At 64.2% G+C, this 13,563-nt stretch carries 15 protein-coding genes; 6 read left to right on the top strand and 9 right to left on the bottom strand.

What is annotated here, in order from left to right:
• Positions 1 to 5: 5 nt before the first annotated feature.
• The 7 genes from MESS4_RS16535 to MESS4_RS16505 form a co-directional block, all read right to left on the bottom strand.
• Positions 6 to 857: an alpha/beta hydrolase gene (locus MESS4_RS16535; protein ID WP_006332937.1), complete on the bottom strand. Its 852-nt coding sequence runs from the start codon at positions 855 to 857 to the stop codon at positions 6 to 8.
• A 230-nt stretch (positions 858 to 1,087) separates the two neighbouring features.
• The gene (locus tag MESS4_RS16530; RefSeq protein ID WP_006332936.1) at positions 1,088 to 2,698 is read right to left on the bottom strand and encodes a molybdopterin-binding/glycosyltransferase family 2 protein; all 1,611 of its coding nucleotides are present in this window, start codon (positions 2,696 to 2,698) and stop codon (positions 1,088 to 1,090) included.
• The gene (locus MESS4_RS16525) at positions 2,695 to 3,399 is read right to left on the bottom strand and encodes an XdhC family protein (protein ID WP_006332935.1); all 705 of its coding nucleotides are present in this window, start codon (positions 3,397 to 3,399) and stop codon (positions 2,695 to 2,697) included. The genes MESS4_RS16530 and MESS4_RS16525 overlap by 4 nt, the downstream gene beginning before the upstream one ends.
• 66 nt (positions 3,400 to 3,465) lie before the next feature.
• Positions 3,466 to 3,804, bottom strand: a complete 339-nt coding sequence (locus MESS4_RS16520) for an XdhC family protein (protein ID WP_006332931.1) — start codon at positions 3,802 to 3,804, stop codon at positions 3,466 to 3,468.
• 63 nt (positions 3,805 to 3,867) lie between these two features.
• Positions 3,868 to 5,115 (bottom strand): VWA domain-containing protein, encoded by a 1,248-nt coding sequence (locus MESS4_RS16515; RefSeq protein ID WP_006332924.1) that lies wholly within the window; start codon positions 5,113 to 5,115, stop codon positions 3,868 to 3,870.
• Positions 5,116 to 5,119: 4 nt separating this feature from the next.
• Entirely contained in the window at positions 5,120 to 6,049 is a 930-nt protein-coding gene (locus MESS4_RS16510) for a MoxR family ATPase (RefSeq protein ID WP_006332921.1), read from the bottom strand.
• A gap of 27 nt (positions 6,050 to 6,076) precedes the next feature.
• Positions 6,077 to 6,571 carry a flavin reductase gene (locus tag MESS4_RS16505; RefSeq protein WP_006332920.1) on the bottom strand — a complete coding sequence of 165 codons (495 nt, stop codon included), beginning with the start codon at positions 6,569 to 6,571 and terminating at the stop codon, positions 6,077 to 6,079.
• 177 nt (positions 6,572 to 6,748) lie between these two features.
• Here MESS4_RS16505 and MESS4_RS16500 point away from each other — a divergent pair, with 177 nt between their 5' ends.
• Both MESS4_RS16500 and MESS4_RS16495 read left to right on the top strand, forming a co-directional pair.
• The gene (locus MESS4_RS16500) at positions 6,749 to 7,822 is read left to right on the top strand and encodes a branched-chain amino acid ABC transporter substrate-binding protein (RefSeq protein WP_081609763.1); all 1,074 of its coding nucleotides are present in this window, start codon (positions 6,749 to 6,751) and stop codon (positions 7,820 to 7,822) included.
• Positions 7,822 to 8,829: a P1 family peptidase gene (locus MESS4_RS16495; RefSeq protein WP_006332918.1), complete on the top strand. Its 1,008-nt coding sequence runs from the start codon at positions 7,822 to 7,824 to the stop codon at positions 8,827 to 8,829. Before MESS4_RS16500 ends, MESS4_RS16495 begins: the two co-directional genes overlap by 1 nt.
• 129 nt (positions 8,830 to 8,958) lie before the next feature.
• Here the strand turns inward: MESS4_RS16495 and MESS4_RS16490 are convergent, their stop codons facing one another.
• Positions 8,959 to 9,213, bottom strand: a complete 255-nt coding sequence (locus tag MESS4_RS16490; RefSeq protein ID WP_006332917.1) for a DUF2171 domain-containing protein — start codon at positions 9,211 to 9,213, stop codon at positions 8,959 to 8,961.
• A gap of 180 nt (positions 9,214 to 9,393) precedes the next feature.
• On the opposite strand from MESS4_RS16490, the gene MESS4_RS16485 reads away from it, so the two are divergent.
• The 4 genes from MESS4_RS16485 to MESS4_RS16470 are packed head-to-tail and all read left to right on the top strand — an operon-like array spanning position 9,394 to position 12,573.
• A complete protein-coding gene (locus tag MESS4_RS16485; protein ID WP_006332916.1) occupies positions 9,394 to 10,119 on the top strand; it encodes a DUF2259 domain-containing protein in 726 nt (241 codons plus the stop codon).
• Positions 10,116 to 10,634: a hypothetical protein gene (locus MESS4_RS16480; protein ID WP_006332915.1), complete on the top strand. Its 519-nt coding sequence runs from the start codon at positions 10,116 to 10,118 to the stop codon at positions 10,632 to 10,634. The genes MESS4_RS16485 and MESS4_RS16480 overlap by 4 nt, the downstream gene beginning before the upstream one ends.
• A gap of 59 nt (positions 10,635 to 10,693) precedes the next feature.
• Positions 10,694 to 12,001 carry an adenylosuccinate lyase gene (purB, locus tag MESS4_RS16475; RefSeq protein ID WP_006332914.1) on the top strand — a complete coding sequence of 436 codons (1,308 nt, stop codon included), beginning with the start codon at positions 10,694 to 10,696 and terminating at the stop codon, positions 11,999 to 12,001.
• Positions 12,001 to 12,573 (top strand): alpha/beta hydrolase, encoded by a 573-nt coding sequence (locus MESS4_RS16470; protein ID WP_006332913.1) that lies wholly within the window; start codon positions 12,001 to 12,003, stop codon positions 12,571 to 12,573. The genes purB and MESS4_RS16470 overlap by 1 nt, the downstream gene beginning before the upstream one ends.
• Positions 12,574 to 12,589: 16 nt before the next feature.
• Here the strand turns inward: MESS4_RS16470 and MESS4_RS16465 are convergent, their stop codons facing one another.
• Positions 12,590 to 13,402 (bottom strand): VOC family protein, encoded by an 813-nt coding sequence (locus MESS4_RS16465; protein ID WP_006332912.1) that lies wholly within the window; start codon positions 13,400 to 13,402, stop codon positions 12,590 to 12,592.
• Between the last annotated feature and the right edge of the window lie 161 nt (positions 13,403 to 13,563).

The following is a 13,563-nucleotide window of genomic DNA, read 5'->3' as shown; positions in this document are numbered from 1 at the left end:
AGGGGTTAGGGCGCTTTGGACAGCATCCAGTTGAGCGTGCCGCGCCAGTCGGCCATGCGGATCGGCGTGCCATGGGTGCCGGTCTCGAAGCGGACGAAGCGGGTCGGGTAGGTCTTCGATTTGGTCAGGATCGAACGGAAGAAGGCTTCCTGGTTGGCAATGGGAAAGACCGGATCCTTGCTGCCCTGGCCGAAGAAGACCGGCACGCGGCGCTTGTAGGCAGGGCTTGCGAAAAAGCTCTCGTCCCACAACGAGCCGAGCAGCAGCAGCCCGTCGATGCGACCGCCAGTGTCCTTGCGGGCAGCCAGCTTCCAGCACAGCTCACCGCCCATCGAACCGCAGGCGACGAAGATCTTCGCGCCTGGCGACTGTTCGGCATAGTGATCGATCAGCGCCGCGACCTGCGCCGCGCCGGTGTCGCCGAAATTGGAAAAATCCGGGCTGAGATAGAGGCCGCCATTGCCGGCCATCAGGTTCTTGATGCGGTTGAAATTGCCACCGAAGGTGAAGTCGTCGACGCCTTGCTTGCGGCTGCCGCCCTGCCCGTGCAAGTAGAGAACGATTATCGCAGCGCCTTCAGTCTTGCCGACGGCGACATGGCGGAGATTGCCGGCGTCGGTCTTCAGCAACAGATCCTGCTGCACCTTGCGCACGCCGGTATCGACATACTGCGCATGCACCCGACGCTCCGGCACTTCGTCGCGGGCGTTGATATCGCGCAGCTCACGATAGTCGATGACCGTGTAGGCGCCATTGTTCCCGGACGAGAGGGCGGCCGGATAGGCGAAGAGATCGTCCTTGAAGGGTTTTAGGGACAACGTGTCGGCGTTGGCGGCCGAAGAAAACAAGAACAGCATTGCGGTGAGGAAAGCGCGGCACGCCCCCCTCTGGCCTGCCGGCCATCTCCCCCTCAAGGGGGGAGATTGGATGACACTTCGGCTTTCGCCAATCTCCAAAACCGCAGGATGAATGCGGCCGTCGAAGCTGCCAATCTCCCCCCTTGAGGGGGAGATGGCCGGCAGGCCAGAGGGGGGTGCAACGGTACGATTAGCCATGCCCAACGCATGCGTTTTTCGGCTTTGGTTTGTCAATCCTGCAGCACGCCGCCGGCGCTCTCCAGCGCCTCGCGGGTGTCGACATCGACTGCCGCGCCCTCGCCGATCTCGATATCGACGACATCGAGCCCCTCGGCCTCGACCAGATGGCGCGCGCCGGTATCGCCTTCCAGGTGCGCGATCGCTGGAAACAGTGAGCGCGGCAGCAAAACGGGGTTGCCACGCCTTCCCTTGTGCGAGGCGCGCACCACCGCCCTGCTCCCGGATTTGCGGAACGCCTCGATTAGCCTGTCGAGGTCGGCCGACGAGATGCCCGGCATGTCGCCGAGGACGATCATGGCGCCTGCGGCATCGCTGGCAACCCGGGCGATGCCGGCCTTCAGCGACGAAGACAGGCCCTCGGCGAAATCCGGGTTGTCGGCGAAGGTCAAATCAAGCCCCGACAGTGCCGTCCGCACCCGCTCGCGCTGATGTCCGGTGACGACAATGGTGCGCGACGCTTTCGACGCCAGCGCGCGCTCGGCTGTGCGGCGCACCAGCGGCTCACCGTCGAACAGCGCCAGCAGCTTGTTCGGGCCGTCCATGCGACTGGAGCGACCGGCCGCCAGGAGCACGACATCGACCACCAGTTCCGCCTTGGCCGGCAGCGGTTCGCGCGGCTGCGGCCGTGTCGGGATTTCCATCAACAGCCCGCCGACGCCCATCCCGGCAATGTCGCTCGCCGTCACGTCGAGCCCAGCAATCAGCCTGTCGAGCACCCAGTCGAAGCCGTTCTCCTTGGGACTGCGGGCGCAGCCGGGCGCGCCGATGACGCGCTTGCCGGCAAGCGTGCCGAGCAAAAGCAGATTGCCGGGATCGACCGGCATGCCGGCACGGATGACGATGCCGCCGGCTTTCTCGATCGCGGCTGGAATAACGTCGCCGAAATCGCTCATCGCCGAAGCGCCGAAGATCACCACCATGTCGTTGTCGCGCGCCAACGAGATCGCGGCCTCCGCCACCGGGGCGACTTCGTGCGGCGTGCGCCGCTCCGCCGTCAGTCGCCCACCCGAGCGCGCCAGCCGCGCTTCGGTGACACGCAGCGTCTTGTCGAGCACGCTCGGCTTGATGCCGGGCAAGACCGTCTGGATGACGCCGACGCGCACCGGCTGGTAGGCGTTGACGGCAAAGAGCTCGCCGCCGGCGCAGATTTTTGTCACGGCATCGACCAAGACTGAGGCAACGGCAAAGGGAATGATCTTCACCGTCACGACCATCTGTCCCTTCTCGACCGGCGCGTGCTGCGCCAGCGTGGCGATGGTGATCGCCGGATCGACGGCGTTGATGGCGTCGATCACCGCCGCATCGACGGTGAAGATGCCGGCAGCCTCCGCATGAAGGTTGACCCGGCCGGTCGCGGCGGACTTCGCCTCGATATTGCGATGGATCATGCTTTGCGTGATTTTCTCGGCCGCCGCATCCTCGCCGAGATCATCGGGCGCAAGGACAGCGGCGACTATTTGGGTTATCCCAGCCGCCTTCAGCACCGACAGGTCATCGGCGCTCAGCCTGTGCGCCTTGCGGAAGCGCCGCTCGCCGGCTGTGGTGGCGTGTGCCAGCACCGCACCTTCGGCCTGATCGATCGGAACCTGGCCAAATTTCACGCCACCGCGCCTTTGCTTTCCAGGCCGCGCGAGCGGAAGGCGTGAACCGTCTGCGCGAGGATGGCGACGGCGATCTCAGCCGGGCTTGCGGCACCAATATCGAGGCCGATCGGCGCGTGGATGCAGGCGATCTGATCGGCGGTGGCGCCCAAGGCCAGCAAGCGCTCGACGCGCTTGGCGTGTGTCTTGCGGCTGCCGAGCGCACCGACATAGAAACAGTTGGCGTCGAGCGCCGCCTTCAGCGCGAAATCGTCGATCTTCGGATCATGGGTGACAGCGGCAAGCGCCGTGTAGCCATCCAGCGGCTGGCGCGAAAGCACATCCTCCGGCCATTCTGCATGCAACGCGACATCGGGAAAACGGTCCGGCGTGGCGAAGGCCGTGCGCGGATCGATGATCTCGACGGGGTAGCCGGCGATTTTCGCCATCGGCGCCAGTGCCTGACTGATGTGGACAGCGCCGATCACCACCAGGCGCGGCTGCGGCAGATGGGCGTTGAGGAAGAATGTTCGCCCTTCGGCTTCGACCGAGCCGGAATTGCCCGTGCGAAACGCCTTGGCGATCGCGGTTCCGAGATCGCCGGCGACCTGATCGCCCTCGCGCACGATACGGTCGCGGCCGTCGCCAAGATCGGTGACCAGGATCGCCGCGCGGCGGGCTCGGCGTTCGGCATTCAACGTTTTCAGGGCGTACGGATCCATCAAAAGATCTTTCGTTTGAGCATGATCTTGTCCGAAAACCGGTTCCCACTTTTCGGGATCATGCCTCTAGCCAAGCCGCTCGACATAGACCTTTATTCGGCCACCGCAGGACAGGCCGACCTGCCAGGCGGTTTCGTCGGCAACGCCGAATTCCAGCATCTTCGCCTTGCCTGAGTCGATCACGTCGACCGCCTCGGTGACCACCGCGCCCTCGACACAGCCGCCCGAGACGGAGCCGTGGAAATTGCCGTCCGCGTCGATGACCAGGTGGCTGCCGACCGGACGCGGCGCCGAACCCCAGGTATCGACCACGGTTGCGATGGCGACATCCTTGCCGTCCTTCATCCAGCCTTCCGCGATGATCAGCGGGTCGCGGGCCTCATCGAGATAGATGCTGTTGTCCATGATCGCTTCCCTTGCAGTCTGTTCTTCCAAGGGAAAACCATGTTTTCCCGAGGCAACATATGGCTATGCGGCGCGCCTGGTGCCAGCGTCCAGCCAGCGGCGCGGATCGACCGACCTGGCCGACTTCTTGTCCAGCGAGGCGCAGAGATCGGCGAGCGCATCGAGATTGTGCACCGAACGGAATTCGTCGACATGCGGCAGCATCGCCTTGACGCCGCGAGCGCGGGGCTCGAAACCGTCAAAGCGCAACAGCGGGTTCAGCCAGATCAGCCGCCGGCAGGATTTGTGCAGGCGCTCCATCTCCTCCGACAGGCCGGCGACATCGTCGCGCTCGAGCCCATCGGTGATCAGCAGCACCACCGCGCCCTGCCCCAGCACGCGTCGCGACCACAGGCGGTTGAATTCGGAGAGCGTGTCGCCGATGCGGGTGCCGCCCGACCAGTCCTTCACCGCCGCCGAGCAGTCGGCAAGTGCGGCGTCGGGGTCGCGATGGCGCATCTGGCGCGTCAAATTGGTGAGTCTGGTTCCAAAGACGAAGGCATGCACCCGCCGACGCTTTTCCGTCAGCGCATGCAGGAAATGCAGGAAGATGCGCGTATACTGGCTCATCGAGCCCGAAATGTCGGCAAGCACCACCAGCGGCGGGTGAACCTCGCGGGCCGAGCGGAATTTCGGCAGGATCAATTCGCCGCCGGTGCGCGCGGCCGACCGCATCATGGCGCGCGGATCGATGCGGCGGCCATGCGCATCGGCTTTGAAGCGCCGTGTCCTGACCATATCGAAGGGCAGCCGCAACTGGGCAATCGCCTTCTTGGCCTCGGCTATTTCGGCGGCGTTCATCTGGGCGAAGTCCTTGCCCCTCAGCACTTCGTTGCCGGAGAAGGTGAAGCGCGCATCGACCTCGATCTCGGGGATTTCCTGTTGCGGCTGGTTCTTGCCGTGGCCCTCGAACATCGCTTGGCTGACGCGGTTCTCGGCTGCGCGGGGTTTTTGCTTCTCTTTGTTGTAGGGCGCCACCGGCGAAAACATCGCCAGCATCTTTTCGATCAGCTCGTGCGACTTCCAGAACAGCCGGAAAGCCTCGTCGAAGGTGGGATGGTCCTCGTGTCGCGACACCAGCACGGCGTGCAGCGTCCAATAGAAATCGTCTCGGGAGCCGATGCCTGCGGCCAGCACCGCCTCGATCGCATCCTTCACCGAGGCCGGCCCGACCCGCATGCCCGCCTTGCGCAAGGTGCGGGCGAAATAGACGATGTTGTCGGCGATGCGGCCGGCCGCTGTCGCCTCTTTCGGTTCGGGACGCGGCGCCATGCCCTTACTCCGCCGCCGACAGCTCGGCTTTCACCTCGTTGAGGATGCGCCGGCTTTCGCCTTGTTCGATGCGGGCAATGTCGTCCTGGTATTTCAAGAGCACGCCGATCGTGTCGGAAACGGTTTCCGGATCGAGCGCCACCTTGTCGAGTTCGGTCAGCGCGCCGGCCCAGTCGATGGTCTCGGCGACGCCAGGCACCTTGAACAGCTCGATCTGGCGCAGCTTCTGGATGAACGAAACCACCTCCGCCGAGAGCCGGCGGTTGGCCTGCGGCACTTTCCTGCGCACGATCTCCAGTTCGCGCTCGGCATTGGGATAGTCGACCCAGTGATAGAGGCAGCGCCGCTTCAGCGCGTCGTGGATCTCGCGGGTGCGGTTGGTGGTGATGATGACGATCGGCGGTTCTTCCGCCCTGATCGTGCCGAGCTCGGGCACCGTCACCTGGAAGTCGGAAAGGATCTCGAGCAGGAACGCCTCGAAGGCCTCGTCGGTGCGGTCGAGCTCATCGATCAGGAACACCGGGGCGGCGCCCGCCTTGCCGGTCAGCGCATCAAGCACCGGGCGGCGGATCAGGTATTTTTCGGAGAAGACATTGCGCTCCATATCGGAGCGATCGACCTTGCCAGCCGCCTCCTCCATGCGGATTTCGATCATCTGGGCGGCGTAGTTCCACTCGTAGACGGCGGAAGAGACATCGAGGCCTTCATAGCATTGCAGGCGGATCAGCCGGCGGCCGAGCGCCTGCGCCAGCACCTTGGCGATCTCGGTCTTGCCGACGCCGGCCTCGCCTTCGAGGAAGAGCGGCCGCTGCATGCGCAGCGAGAGAAACAGCACGGTCGCCAGCGACCGGTCCGCCACATAGTCCGCACCGGTCAGCAGAGCGAGCGTCTCGTCGATCGTCCGCGGCGCCGGGCGCGGTTTCAACTCGGTCATTCTCTCTCCGTGGGTGCAACCATCGCGCTACAGGGCGTGGTAACCGCGGTCGTGATAGATCAGCGGCCGCAAATTATCGCCGATGCGCAGGCCTGTCACCTTGCCAAAAAGCACACGATGGGTGGCCAGATCCTTGGTGTCGATCAGCTCGCAGTCGAACACGGCGAGCGCACCCTTCAGCGTCGGCGCGCCGGTCGAGATGACGTCCCATTCGCCGAGCGCGAAACGCTCCGCAGCCGGCAGGCCGGTGAGACCGGAAAAGCCGACCGACAGCGCCTCCTGATGCGAAGCCAGCGTGTTCAAGGCGAATTTGCCGTTTTTCACGAACGGCTCGTTCTTGGGATTTTCGCGGTCGAGGCAGACCAGAATGGTCGGCGGCGTGTCCGACACCGAACAGGCCGCTATGACGGTCGCACCACGCTTGCCACCAGGGCCGTCGGTGGTGACCACATGGACGTGGCCGGCAAAATGGCTCATCGCGTCGCGATAGGCCTGCGGCCCGATGTCGTTCTTCTTCAGCACCGATGATTTTTCCTTAGAACCCAACCGTTATATATGGCCACATAGTGCCTGCCACAAGCGAAGTGCTTGACTCGCATCCTGAAATTCGCGTGTTGCGCCAGGGTTAGGCAGCCTTTAGGTCTTTGTGGGCATAGTGCCGGGAAACGCTTGGCCGGCACGGAGGAATTCTTCGCACGCATGCGATTCGGGACAACGACAATAGCGCTGCTGGCCTGGCTGTCGCTCTCCGCCAATGCAAGCGCCGAGACGCTGCTCGTCGGCGTCGCGGCACCACTGTCCGGACCGTCGGCGATCCTTGGCAAGCAGATCGAGGCGGGTGCCGGCCTGGCGGCAGAGGCGAACGGGGCCGAGATCAAGACGGTCGATGACGCCTGTACGGCCGATGGCGGCGCCGCCGCAGCCAGGGAATTCGCGGCGGCGAAGGTCAGCGTGGTTGTCGGCTTTCTCTGCACCGACGCGATCGAAGCGGCGCTGCCCATCCTGAAGGACGCCAACATACCGGTCATCACCGTCGGCGTGCGCACCGAAAGCCTGACCGACCGGCGCGCCAAGACCGGCTGGCCGGTCTTTCGTCTCGGGCCGCGCGGCGACGACGAACGCAACGCCGCCGCCACCATCCTCACCCGGCTCTGGCAGAACGAGCTGTTCGCCATCGTCGACGACGGCACGATCTACGGCCGCGAAATCGCCGAGACGTTTCGCGCTGCCGCCGAACAGGCGGCGCTGAAACCGGTGTTCGTGGACACCTTCCGGCCGCAGCTCGACAACCAGATCGGCTTGATCGGACGGCTGAAGAAAGCCGGCGCGACGCATATCTTTGCCGGCGGCGACGGCGGCGACATCGCCATTATGGGCCGCGACGCCGGCCAACTTGATGCCGGCATGACTTTTGCTGGCGGCGAAACGCTGCGCACGCCGCCCGGCGACGTGCCCTATGCCACCGGCACGCTGATGATCGCGGCGCCCGAATGGTTCGATGTCGCCGACCCCAGGGTGCTGGAGGCTTTTGCCGCACGAGAGATCGTGCCGGAAGGCTACGCGCTGCCGGCCTATGCGACGGTCGAGATTGCCAAGGCGGCCGTGGCTCTGGCGGCAGCCTCCGGCAAGCCGCTTGCCGAAGCGCTCACCGCGCATGATTTCACGACCGTGATCGGGCCGATCCGTTTCGACGAAAAGGGCGATCTCAGCCAGAACCCCTACCGCGCCTTCCGTTTCGACGGTGCGCGTTTCGTGCCTTTCGAGGTGAAGTGATGTTTCGCACCGGGCCGCGCAACCTGATCACCGATGTCGCCGGCCTGCGCGTCGGCAACGCCGCGGACGCCCGGCTGAAGTCAGGCGTGACTGCCCTGCTTTGCGATGAACCGGCTGTGGCTGGAGTCCAGGTGCTGGGCGGCGCGCCCGGTACGCGCGAAACGGACCTGCTGGAACCGCAGAATTCCATCGAGGCGATCCATGCCGTTGTGCTTTCTGGTGGTTCCGCCTTCGGCCTCGACGCCGCCTCCGGCGTGCAGGCGGCCTTGCGCGAGAGGAACATCGGCGTCGAGGTCGGCGGCTTTCGCGTGCCGATCGTGCCGGCAGCGATCCTGTTCGACCTGCGCAACGGCGGCGACAAGGATTGGGGCCGCTATCCGCCTTACCGCGATCTCGGCTATGAGGCCGCGCAGGCAGCCGGCATCGACTTTCCACTCGGCACGATCGGCGCGGGCGCCGGCGCGCTGAGTGCAGGCCTGAAGGGCGGCCTCGGCTCGGCCTCGACGGTGCTCGACAACGGCGTCACCATAGGCGCTCTGGCCGCCGTCAATCCAACCGGCTCGGTGACGATCGCCCGAAGCCGCTACTTCTGGGCGGCACCGTTCGAGATTGGCGACGAGTTTGGCGGGCACGGCTATCCCTCGCCGATGCCTGCCGACGCGAGAAGGATCCTGCTGAAATTCCGCGACAAGAAGATAGAGCCCGGCGGCAATACCACCATCGCCGTCATCGCCACCGATGCCGTTCTCACCAAGGCCGCCGCAAAACGCCTGGCCATATCGGCGCATGACGGATTCGTGCGCGCCATTTGGCCGACGCATACGCCGGCCGACGGCGATCTGGTCTTCGCGCTGGCGACGGGCAAGAGCGGCATCGAGCTCGCGCCCAATGATGCGATCGACCTCTATGCCGCGGCCGGCGCCACCATGGCGCGCGCCATCAGCCGCGGCGTCTTTGCCGCGACGCCGGCGGAAGGCGATCTCTTCCCGGTCTGGTCGTCGCGCTGAGTGCGCAGCCGTGCGATCGCTGAAAGCGACACTGGGATCGCTGAATGCGCGACACTGGGATCGCGGAACGCGCGACCCTGGGATCGCTGAATGCGCGACACTGGGATCGCTAAATGTGCGACTCCGGGATCAAGTGGGATCGGATTTTTCTTCCTCGAAGGTGACCGCAACATCCGAATTTGCCGACAGCCAGACTTTCTTGCCGTCGACTTCGGCAACGAGGCTGAGCGGGATATAGTGGTGATGGCCCTTGTGCGTGCCCATGCCACTGTCGGCCTTGGTCAGCTTGATCCGCTGCCCCTCGACTTTGTCGACGGTGCCGACATGAACGCCATCGGCGCCGATCACTTCCATATGCTCGCGAATTTTGCTGGCGTCGGTCATGGTGGTCCTCCAGTTAAAATCAACACATCGTGCAGTCCGAAATCGATTCCGATTTTCGGGCCGACGTGGTGAGACTGCGGACAATAATAATCGACGGCCGAATTGGATGCATCTGATAGCACGATGTTTTGACCATCTCGTGATACGGGGACCATTGAACCCGGCAGCCGGAGGAAACCGATGCGAAATCCTATGCTGATTGCAGTTTGCCTGCTCGCCCCACTCGCGGCAGTCATGCCCGCCCATGCCGGCGATGTCGCCGAGCTTGAAATACTCGGCTTCAGCCAGGACGGAGGCGTGTTCGCGTTCGAGGAATATGGCGTCCAGGACGGATCGGGGTTCCCCTATGCCAACCGCTATTACATCAACACCGGCGACGACAGCTTTCTCCAGGGCACGCCGATCAAGGTCCGGCTTGACGATGAGAACGCCACGCTCGAAGCGGCGCGCCTTCAGGCCCGGCAGAAAGGCGAAGCCGTTATCAAGCAGAACGAATTGACCACCAATCGCGGCATCACCGCCGGTTTCAACCCGGTGACCGAGCTTTCGGCCGATCCGTTCCGCATGGTGGTGAATCCGCGCCCGATCTTTTTTCCGGTCGACGATCCGCTCGAGTTCCGGCTCGACGAGATCGGCTTGAACAACACCGGAGGCTGCGAGAGCCAGGGCGAGATCAACGGCTTTCGCCTGCTGCGCATCGAAGCGAAAGCCGGCGGCAAGACCGAGCTTCTGCATGAAGACAAGGCGATCCCCAAAAGCCGGGGCTGTCCGAATGGCTACCGGATCGGTGCGGTGCAGACATTTTCGCTGCAGGGCCTCAGCGCCTATGCCGTGCTGATCGCTGTACGCCAATATGGCTTTGAAGGTCCGGACTTTCGCTGGATCGCGGTAACCGGCCGCCTGTGACGCCGCTCCCTATCATCCGCAACCGCGCCCTGGGTTTTGTCCGGCGTGCCTTGCCGTCGCCAGGCACCGCTGTCTGCGGCGCGCTGCTGTGGGCCCTGGCGATGGGCGCCAGCGCACTCGTCACTCTGTTGCTGTATGACTGGGAAACCCCGGGCAAGATCCGCTTTGTCTCGCTGCTCTATGCTGCCGGCGGAGCGCTCGCCTTTCCGGTTGGCCTGTTACTGGCGCGGTTGGTTTCACATGGCCGGCACTGGGAAGTTGCCTTTGCCGCCGCCTTTATCTGCCTTCTTACCGCGACGATCGCCTTCACCGGCGGCTTGTTTGGGCTGCAATACCGCTCCTACTATGTCCAATGGCATGCACCGGCAATGACCATCACGTGGGCTTTCCAGTTCGTGTTCACGATGGCGACGGCGCTCTACCAGTTCATTGTTCTGGGCATCCGGCTTTATTTTCCGCTCGGTTTCATCGCGCTGTTTGCCGCCAGCATCTGGTTTGCGCGGACGCAGCGTTGAGCATTTAGTCGGCCTCTGTTAGGACGCGGGCGAACGCTCTCGCACGTCAGGACTGACCGATGATCCCTCGCTACTCCCGGCCGGAAATGGTGGCCATCTGGTCGCCCGAGACCCGGTTCCGCATCTGGTTCGAGATCGAGGCCTATGCTTGCGACGCACTGGCCGAACTTGGCGTGATCCCGAAAGAGGCCGCCAAAACCATCTGGGAAAAGGGCGGGGCCGCGAAATTCGACGTCGACGCCATCGACGAGATCGAGCGCGTCACCAAGCATGACGTCATCGCCTTCCTCACCCATCTTGGCGAATTCGTCGGGCCCAATGCCCGCTTCATCCACCAGGGCATGACCTCCTCGGACGTTCTCGACACCTGCTTTGCCGTGCAGTTGACCCGCGCCAGCGACATTCTTCTCGCCGACATCGACGGCCTGCTTGCGGCGCTCAGGCGTCGTGCCTTCGAGCACAAGGACACCGTCACCATCGGCCGCAGCCACGGCATCCATGCCGAGCCGACCACTTTCGGCGTCAAGCTGGCGCAGGCCTATGCCGAATTCTCGCGCTGCCGCGAGCGGCTGGTGCATGCGCGTGAGGACATCGCCACATGCGCCATCTCAGGTGCGGTCGGCACTTTCGCCAATATCGACCCCTATGTCGAAGAGCATGTGGCGAAGAAACTCGGGCTGAAGCCGGAACCGGTGTCGACGCAGGTGATCCCGCGCGACCGCCATGCGATGTTCTTTGCCACGCTCGGCGTCATCGCCTCGTCGATCGAACGGCTGGCGACCGAGATCCGCCATCTGCAGCGCACCGAAGTGCTGGAAGCGGAAGAGTATTTTTCGCCCGGACAAAAAGGCTCGTCGGCAATGCCGCACAAGCGCAACCCGGTGCTGACCGAAAACCTCACCGGCCTTGCCCGCATGGTGCGTTCCTTCGCGCTGCCGGCGATGGAGAACGTGGCGCTCTGGCACGAGCGCGACATTTCGCATTCGTCGGTCGAGCGCATGATCGGACCGGACGCGACGGTGACGCTCGATTTCGCGCTGTCGCGGCTGACCAGCGTCGTCGACAAATTGCTCATCTATCCCGACAACATGCTGAAGAACATGAACAAGTTCCGCGGCCTCGTGCATTCGCAGCGCGTGCTGCTGGCGCTGACCCAGGCCGGCGTCAGCCGTGAAGACGCTTACCGGCTGGTGCAGCGCAACGCCATGAAGGTGTGGGAGCAAGGGGCTGATTTCCTTGAGGAACTTCTCGCCGACAAGGAGGTGACCGCCGCCTTGCCCGAGGCCGAGATCCGCGAGAAATTCGACCTTGGTTATCACACCAAGCATGTCGACACGATCTTCAAGCGGGTATTCGGAGAAGCGTGATGATTTCCGCGGCTGGAGACTTCGATTTTCTCGCCCTGCCAGGGCGCGGCAACTCCGGACCGGATCACTGGATGTCGCACTGGTGCCAGGCCTTTCCCAATTCGAGCCGTGTGCTGCAGGCCGAATGGGACAGGCCCAGCCCTGAGGACTGGATCGGCCGGGTGGACGCTGCGGTTGCCGCGGCACCTCGGCGTGTCGTGCTCTTGGCGCACTCGCTGGCGGTGGCAACGGCGGTCAAATGGGCGGCCGGCGCCAGCGAAAGCCAACTGCGCAAAGTTGCAGGCGCACTGCTGGTTGCTCCGACCAATGTCGAGGATCCCGATCCGTCCTTCGATCTGGTTCGTCCCTTCGCGCCGATGCCGCTGAAGCTCCTGCCGTTTCCGACGCTGGTGGTGGCCAGCCGCACCGATCCGCGCGTGACCTTCGACAAGGCGACGGCCTTTGCTGCCGCCTGGGGCGCGGAACTCGCCGATGCCGGCGAGCTCGGCCATATGGGAAACGAGGTCCGCCTCGGCCTGTGGCCGGCGGGCCTGCTCATGCTTGGCCGTTTACTGGGAAAAGCCAGCCTCTAAAGCCTGCCGAAAGTGATCAGGCCTTGCCGGGCACAGTGCGAATGACCGTTCCCCAAGGGTCCTCGCGGGCCGTCTCATCGGTCACATTGTCCGAACGCATCTCGACCCAGGCCAGGCCGGATCGGGCAGGATCGCGGCGACCGGCGCTGGAACTCTGCCAGGCATTGGCGCCGATATGGTGGTGATAGCCGCCGGACGACAGAAATACCGCCGCGCCGCCATATTTCGCCACAGTATCGAAGCTGAATTCCTGGTGCCACCAGGCTTCGGCCTCTTCCGGCCTGCCCACGCGCAGATGGACGTGGCCGATGATGCTGTTGTCCGGCGCGCCCTGCCAGCCGGCGTCGCCAGCCGGAACTTCGGCGACGACCGAGGGAATGTTCAGCCGCTCGGTCGCCATCGCGATCTTGTCGCCGTTCCACTTCCAATCCCGCGGCAGGCGATCGGCATAGATCTCGATGCCGTTGCCCTCGGGATCGGTCAGGTAGAGCGCCTCGCTGACCAGATGGTCGGATGCGCCTTCAATTGCGATCTTGCTGGCGATGGCGTGGTTGATCCAGCGGCCGAGATCGGCCCTGCTCGGCAGCAGGAAAGCGGTGTGGAACAAGCCGGCGCTGCGCGGATCGTCGAGCTTCGCCGCCGGATCCGCCTCGATGACGAGCAGCGGACGATTGGCGGCGCCTAACGTGATCGCGCCGTCGGCGCGGCTCAATTCCTGCAGCCCGACAACCCTGCGATAATAGGCAGCCAGGCTTTCGGCGTCGCGCGCCTTCAACCCGACGCGGGACACGCTCACCGGTGTCGTGGCGGCAAAAGGCAATTCGCTCATCGAACTCTCCGTTTGGGCGGCGCTTGAAGAAACTCCCAGGGCCAGGAGCCCGGCACCGCCGATCATTGTACGTCGTGTCAGCGCCAAAATCCCGGTCCTTCACGGCCGTTTCATTTCCCGACGACAGATCGTCGATCACGATCGTTCACACAAGACGGCAG

It is taken from the genome of Mesorhizobium sp. STM 4661 (genome assembly GCF_000359125.1).
GTDB lineage: Bacteria > Pseudomonadota > Alphaproteobacteria > Rhizobiales > Rhizobiaceae > Mesorhizobium.
This window is presented reverse-complemented; position numbering and strand designations above follow the sequence as displayed.

Bases quoted from the DNA above. Each gene is read 5' to 3' on its own strand.
- purB (WP_006332914.1), top strand. From the start codon at position 10,694: ATGATCCCTCGCTACTCCCGGCCGGAAATGGTGGCCATCTGGTCGCCC.
- MESS4_RS16470 (WP_006332913.1), top strand. From the start codon at position 12,001: ATGATTTCCGCGGCTGGAGACTTCGATTTTCTCGCCCTGCCAGGGCGC.
- MESS4_RS16495 (WP_006332918.1), top strand. From the start codon at position 7,822: ATGTTTCGCACCGGGCCGCGCAACCTGATCACCGATGTCGCCGGCCTG.
- MESS4_RS16520 (WP_006332931.1), bottom strand. From the start codon at position 3,804: ATGGACAACAGCATCTATCTCGATGAGGCCCGCGACCCGCTGATCATC.
- MESS4_RS16490 (WP_006332917.1), bottom strand. From the start codon at position 9,213: ATGACCGACGCCAGCAAAATTCGCGAGCATATGGAAGTGATCGGCGCC.
- MESS4_RS16525 (WP_006332935.1), bottom strand. From the start codon at position 3,399: ATGGATCCGTACGCCCTGAAAACGTTGAATGCCGAACGCCGAGCCCGC.
- MESS4_RS16485 (WP_006332916.1), top strand. From the start codon at position 9,394: ATGCGAAATCCTATGCTGATTGCAGTTTGCCTGCTCGCCCCACTCGCG.
- MESS4_RS16510 (WP_006332921.1), bottom strand. From the start codon at position 6,049: ATGACCGAGTTGAAACCGCGCCCGGCGCCGCGGACGATCGACGAGACG.
- MESS4_RS16465 (WP_006332912.1), bottom strand. From the start codon at position 13,402: ATGAGCGAATTGCCTTTTGCCGCCACGACACCGGTGAGCGTGTCCCGC.
- MESS4_RS16515 (WP_006332924.1), bottom strand. From the start codon at position 5,115: ATGGCGCCGCGTCCCGAACCGAAAGAGGCGACAGCGGCCGGCCGCATC.
- MESS4_RS16500 (WP_081609763.1), top strand. From the start codon at position 6,749: ATGCGATTCGGGACAACGACAATAGCGCTGCTGGCCTGGCTGTCGCTC.
- MESS4_RS16535 (WP_006332937.1), bottom strand. From the start codon at position 857: ATGCTGTTCTTGTTTTCTTCGGCCGCCAACGCCGACACGTTGTCCCTA.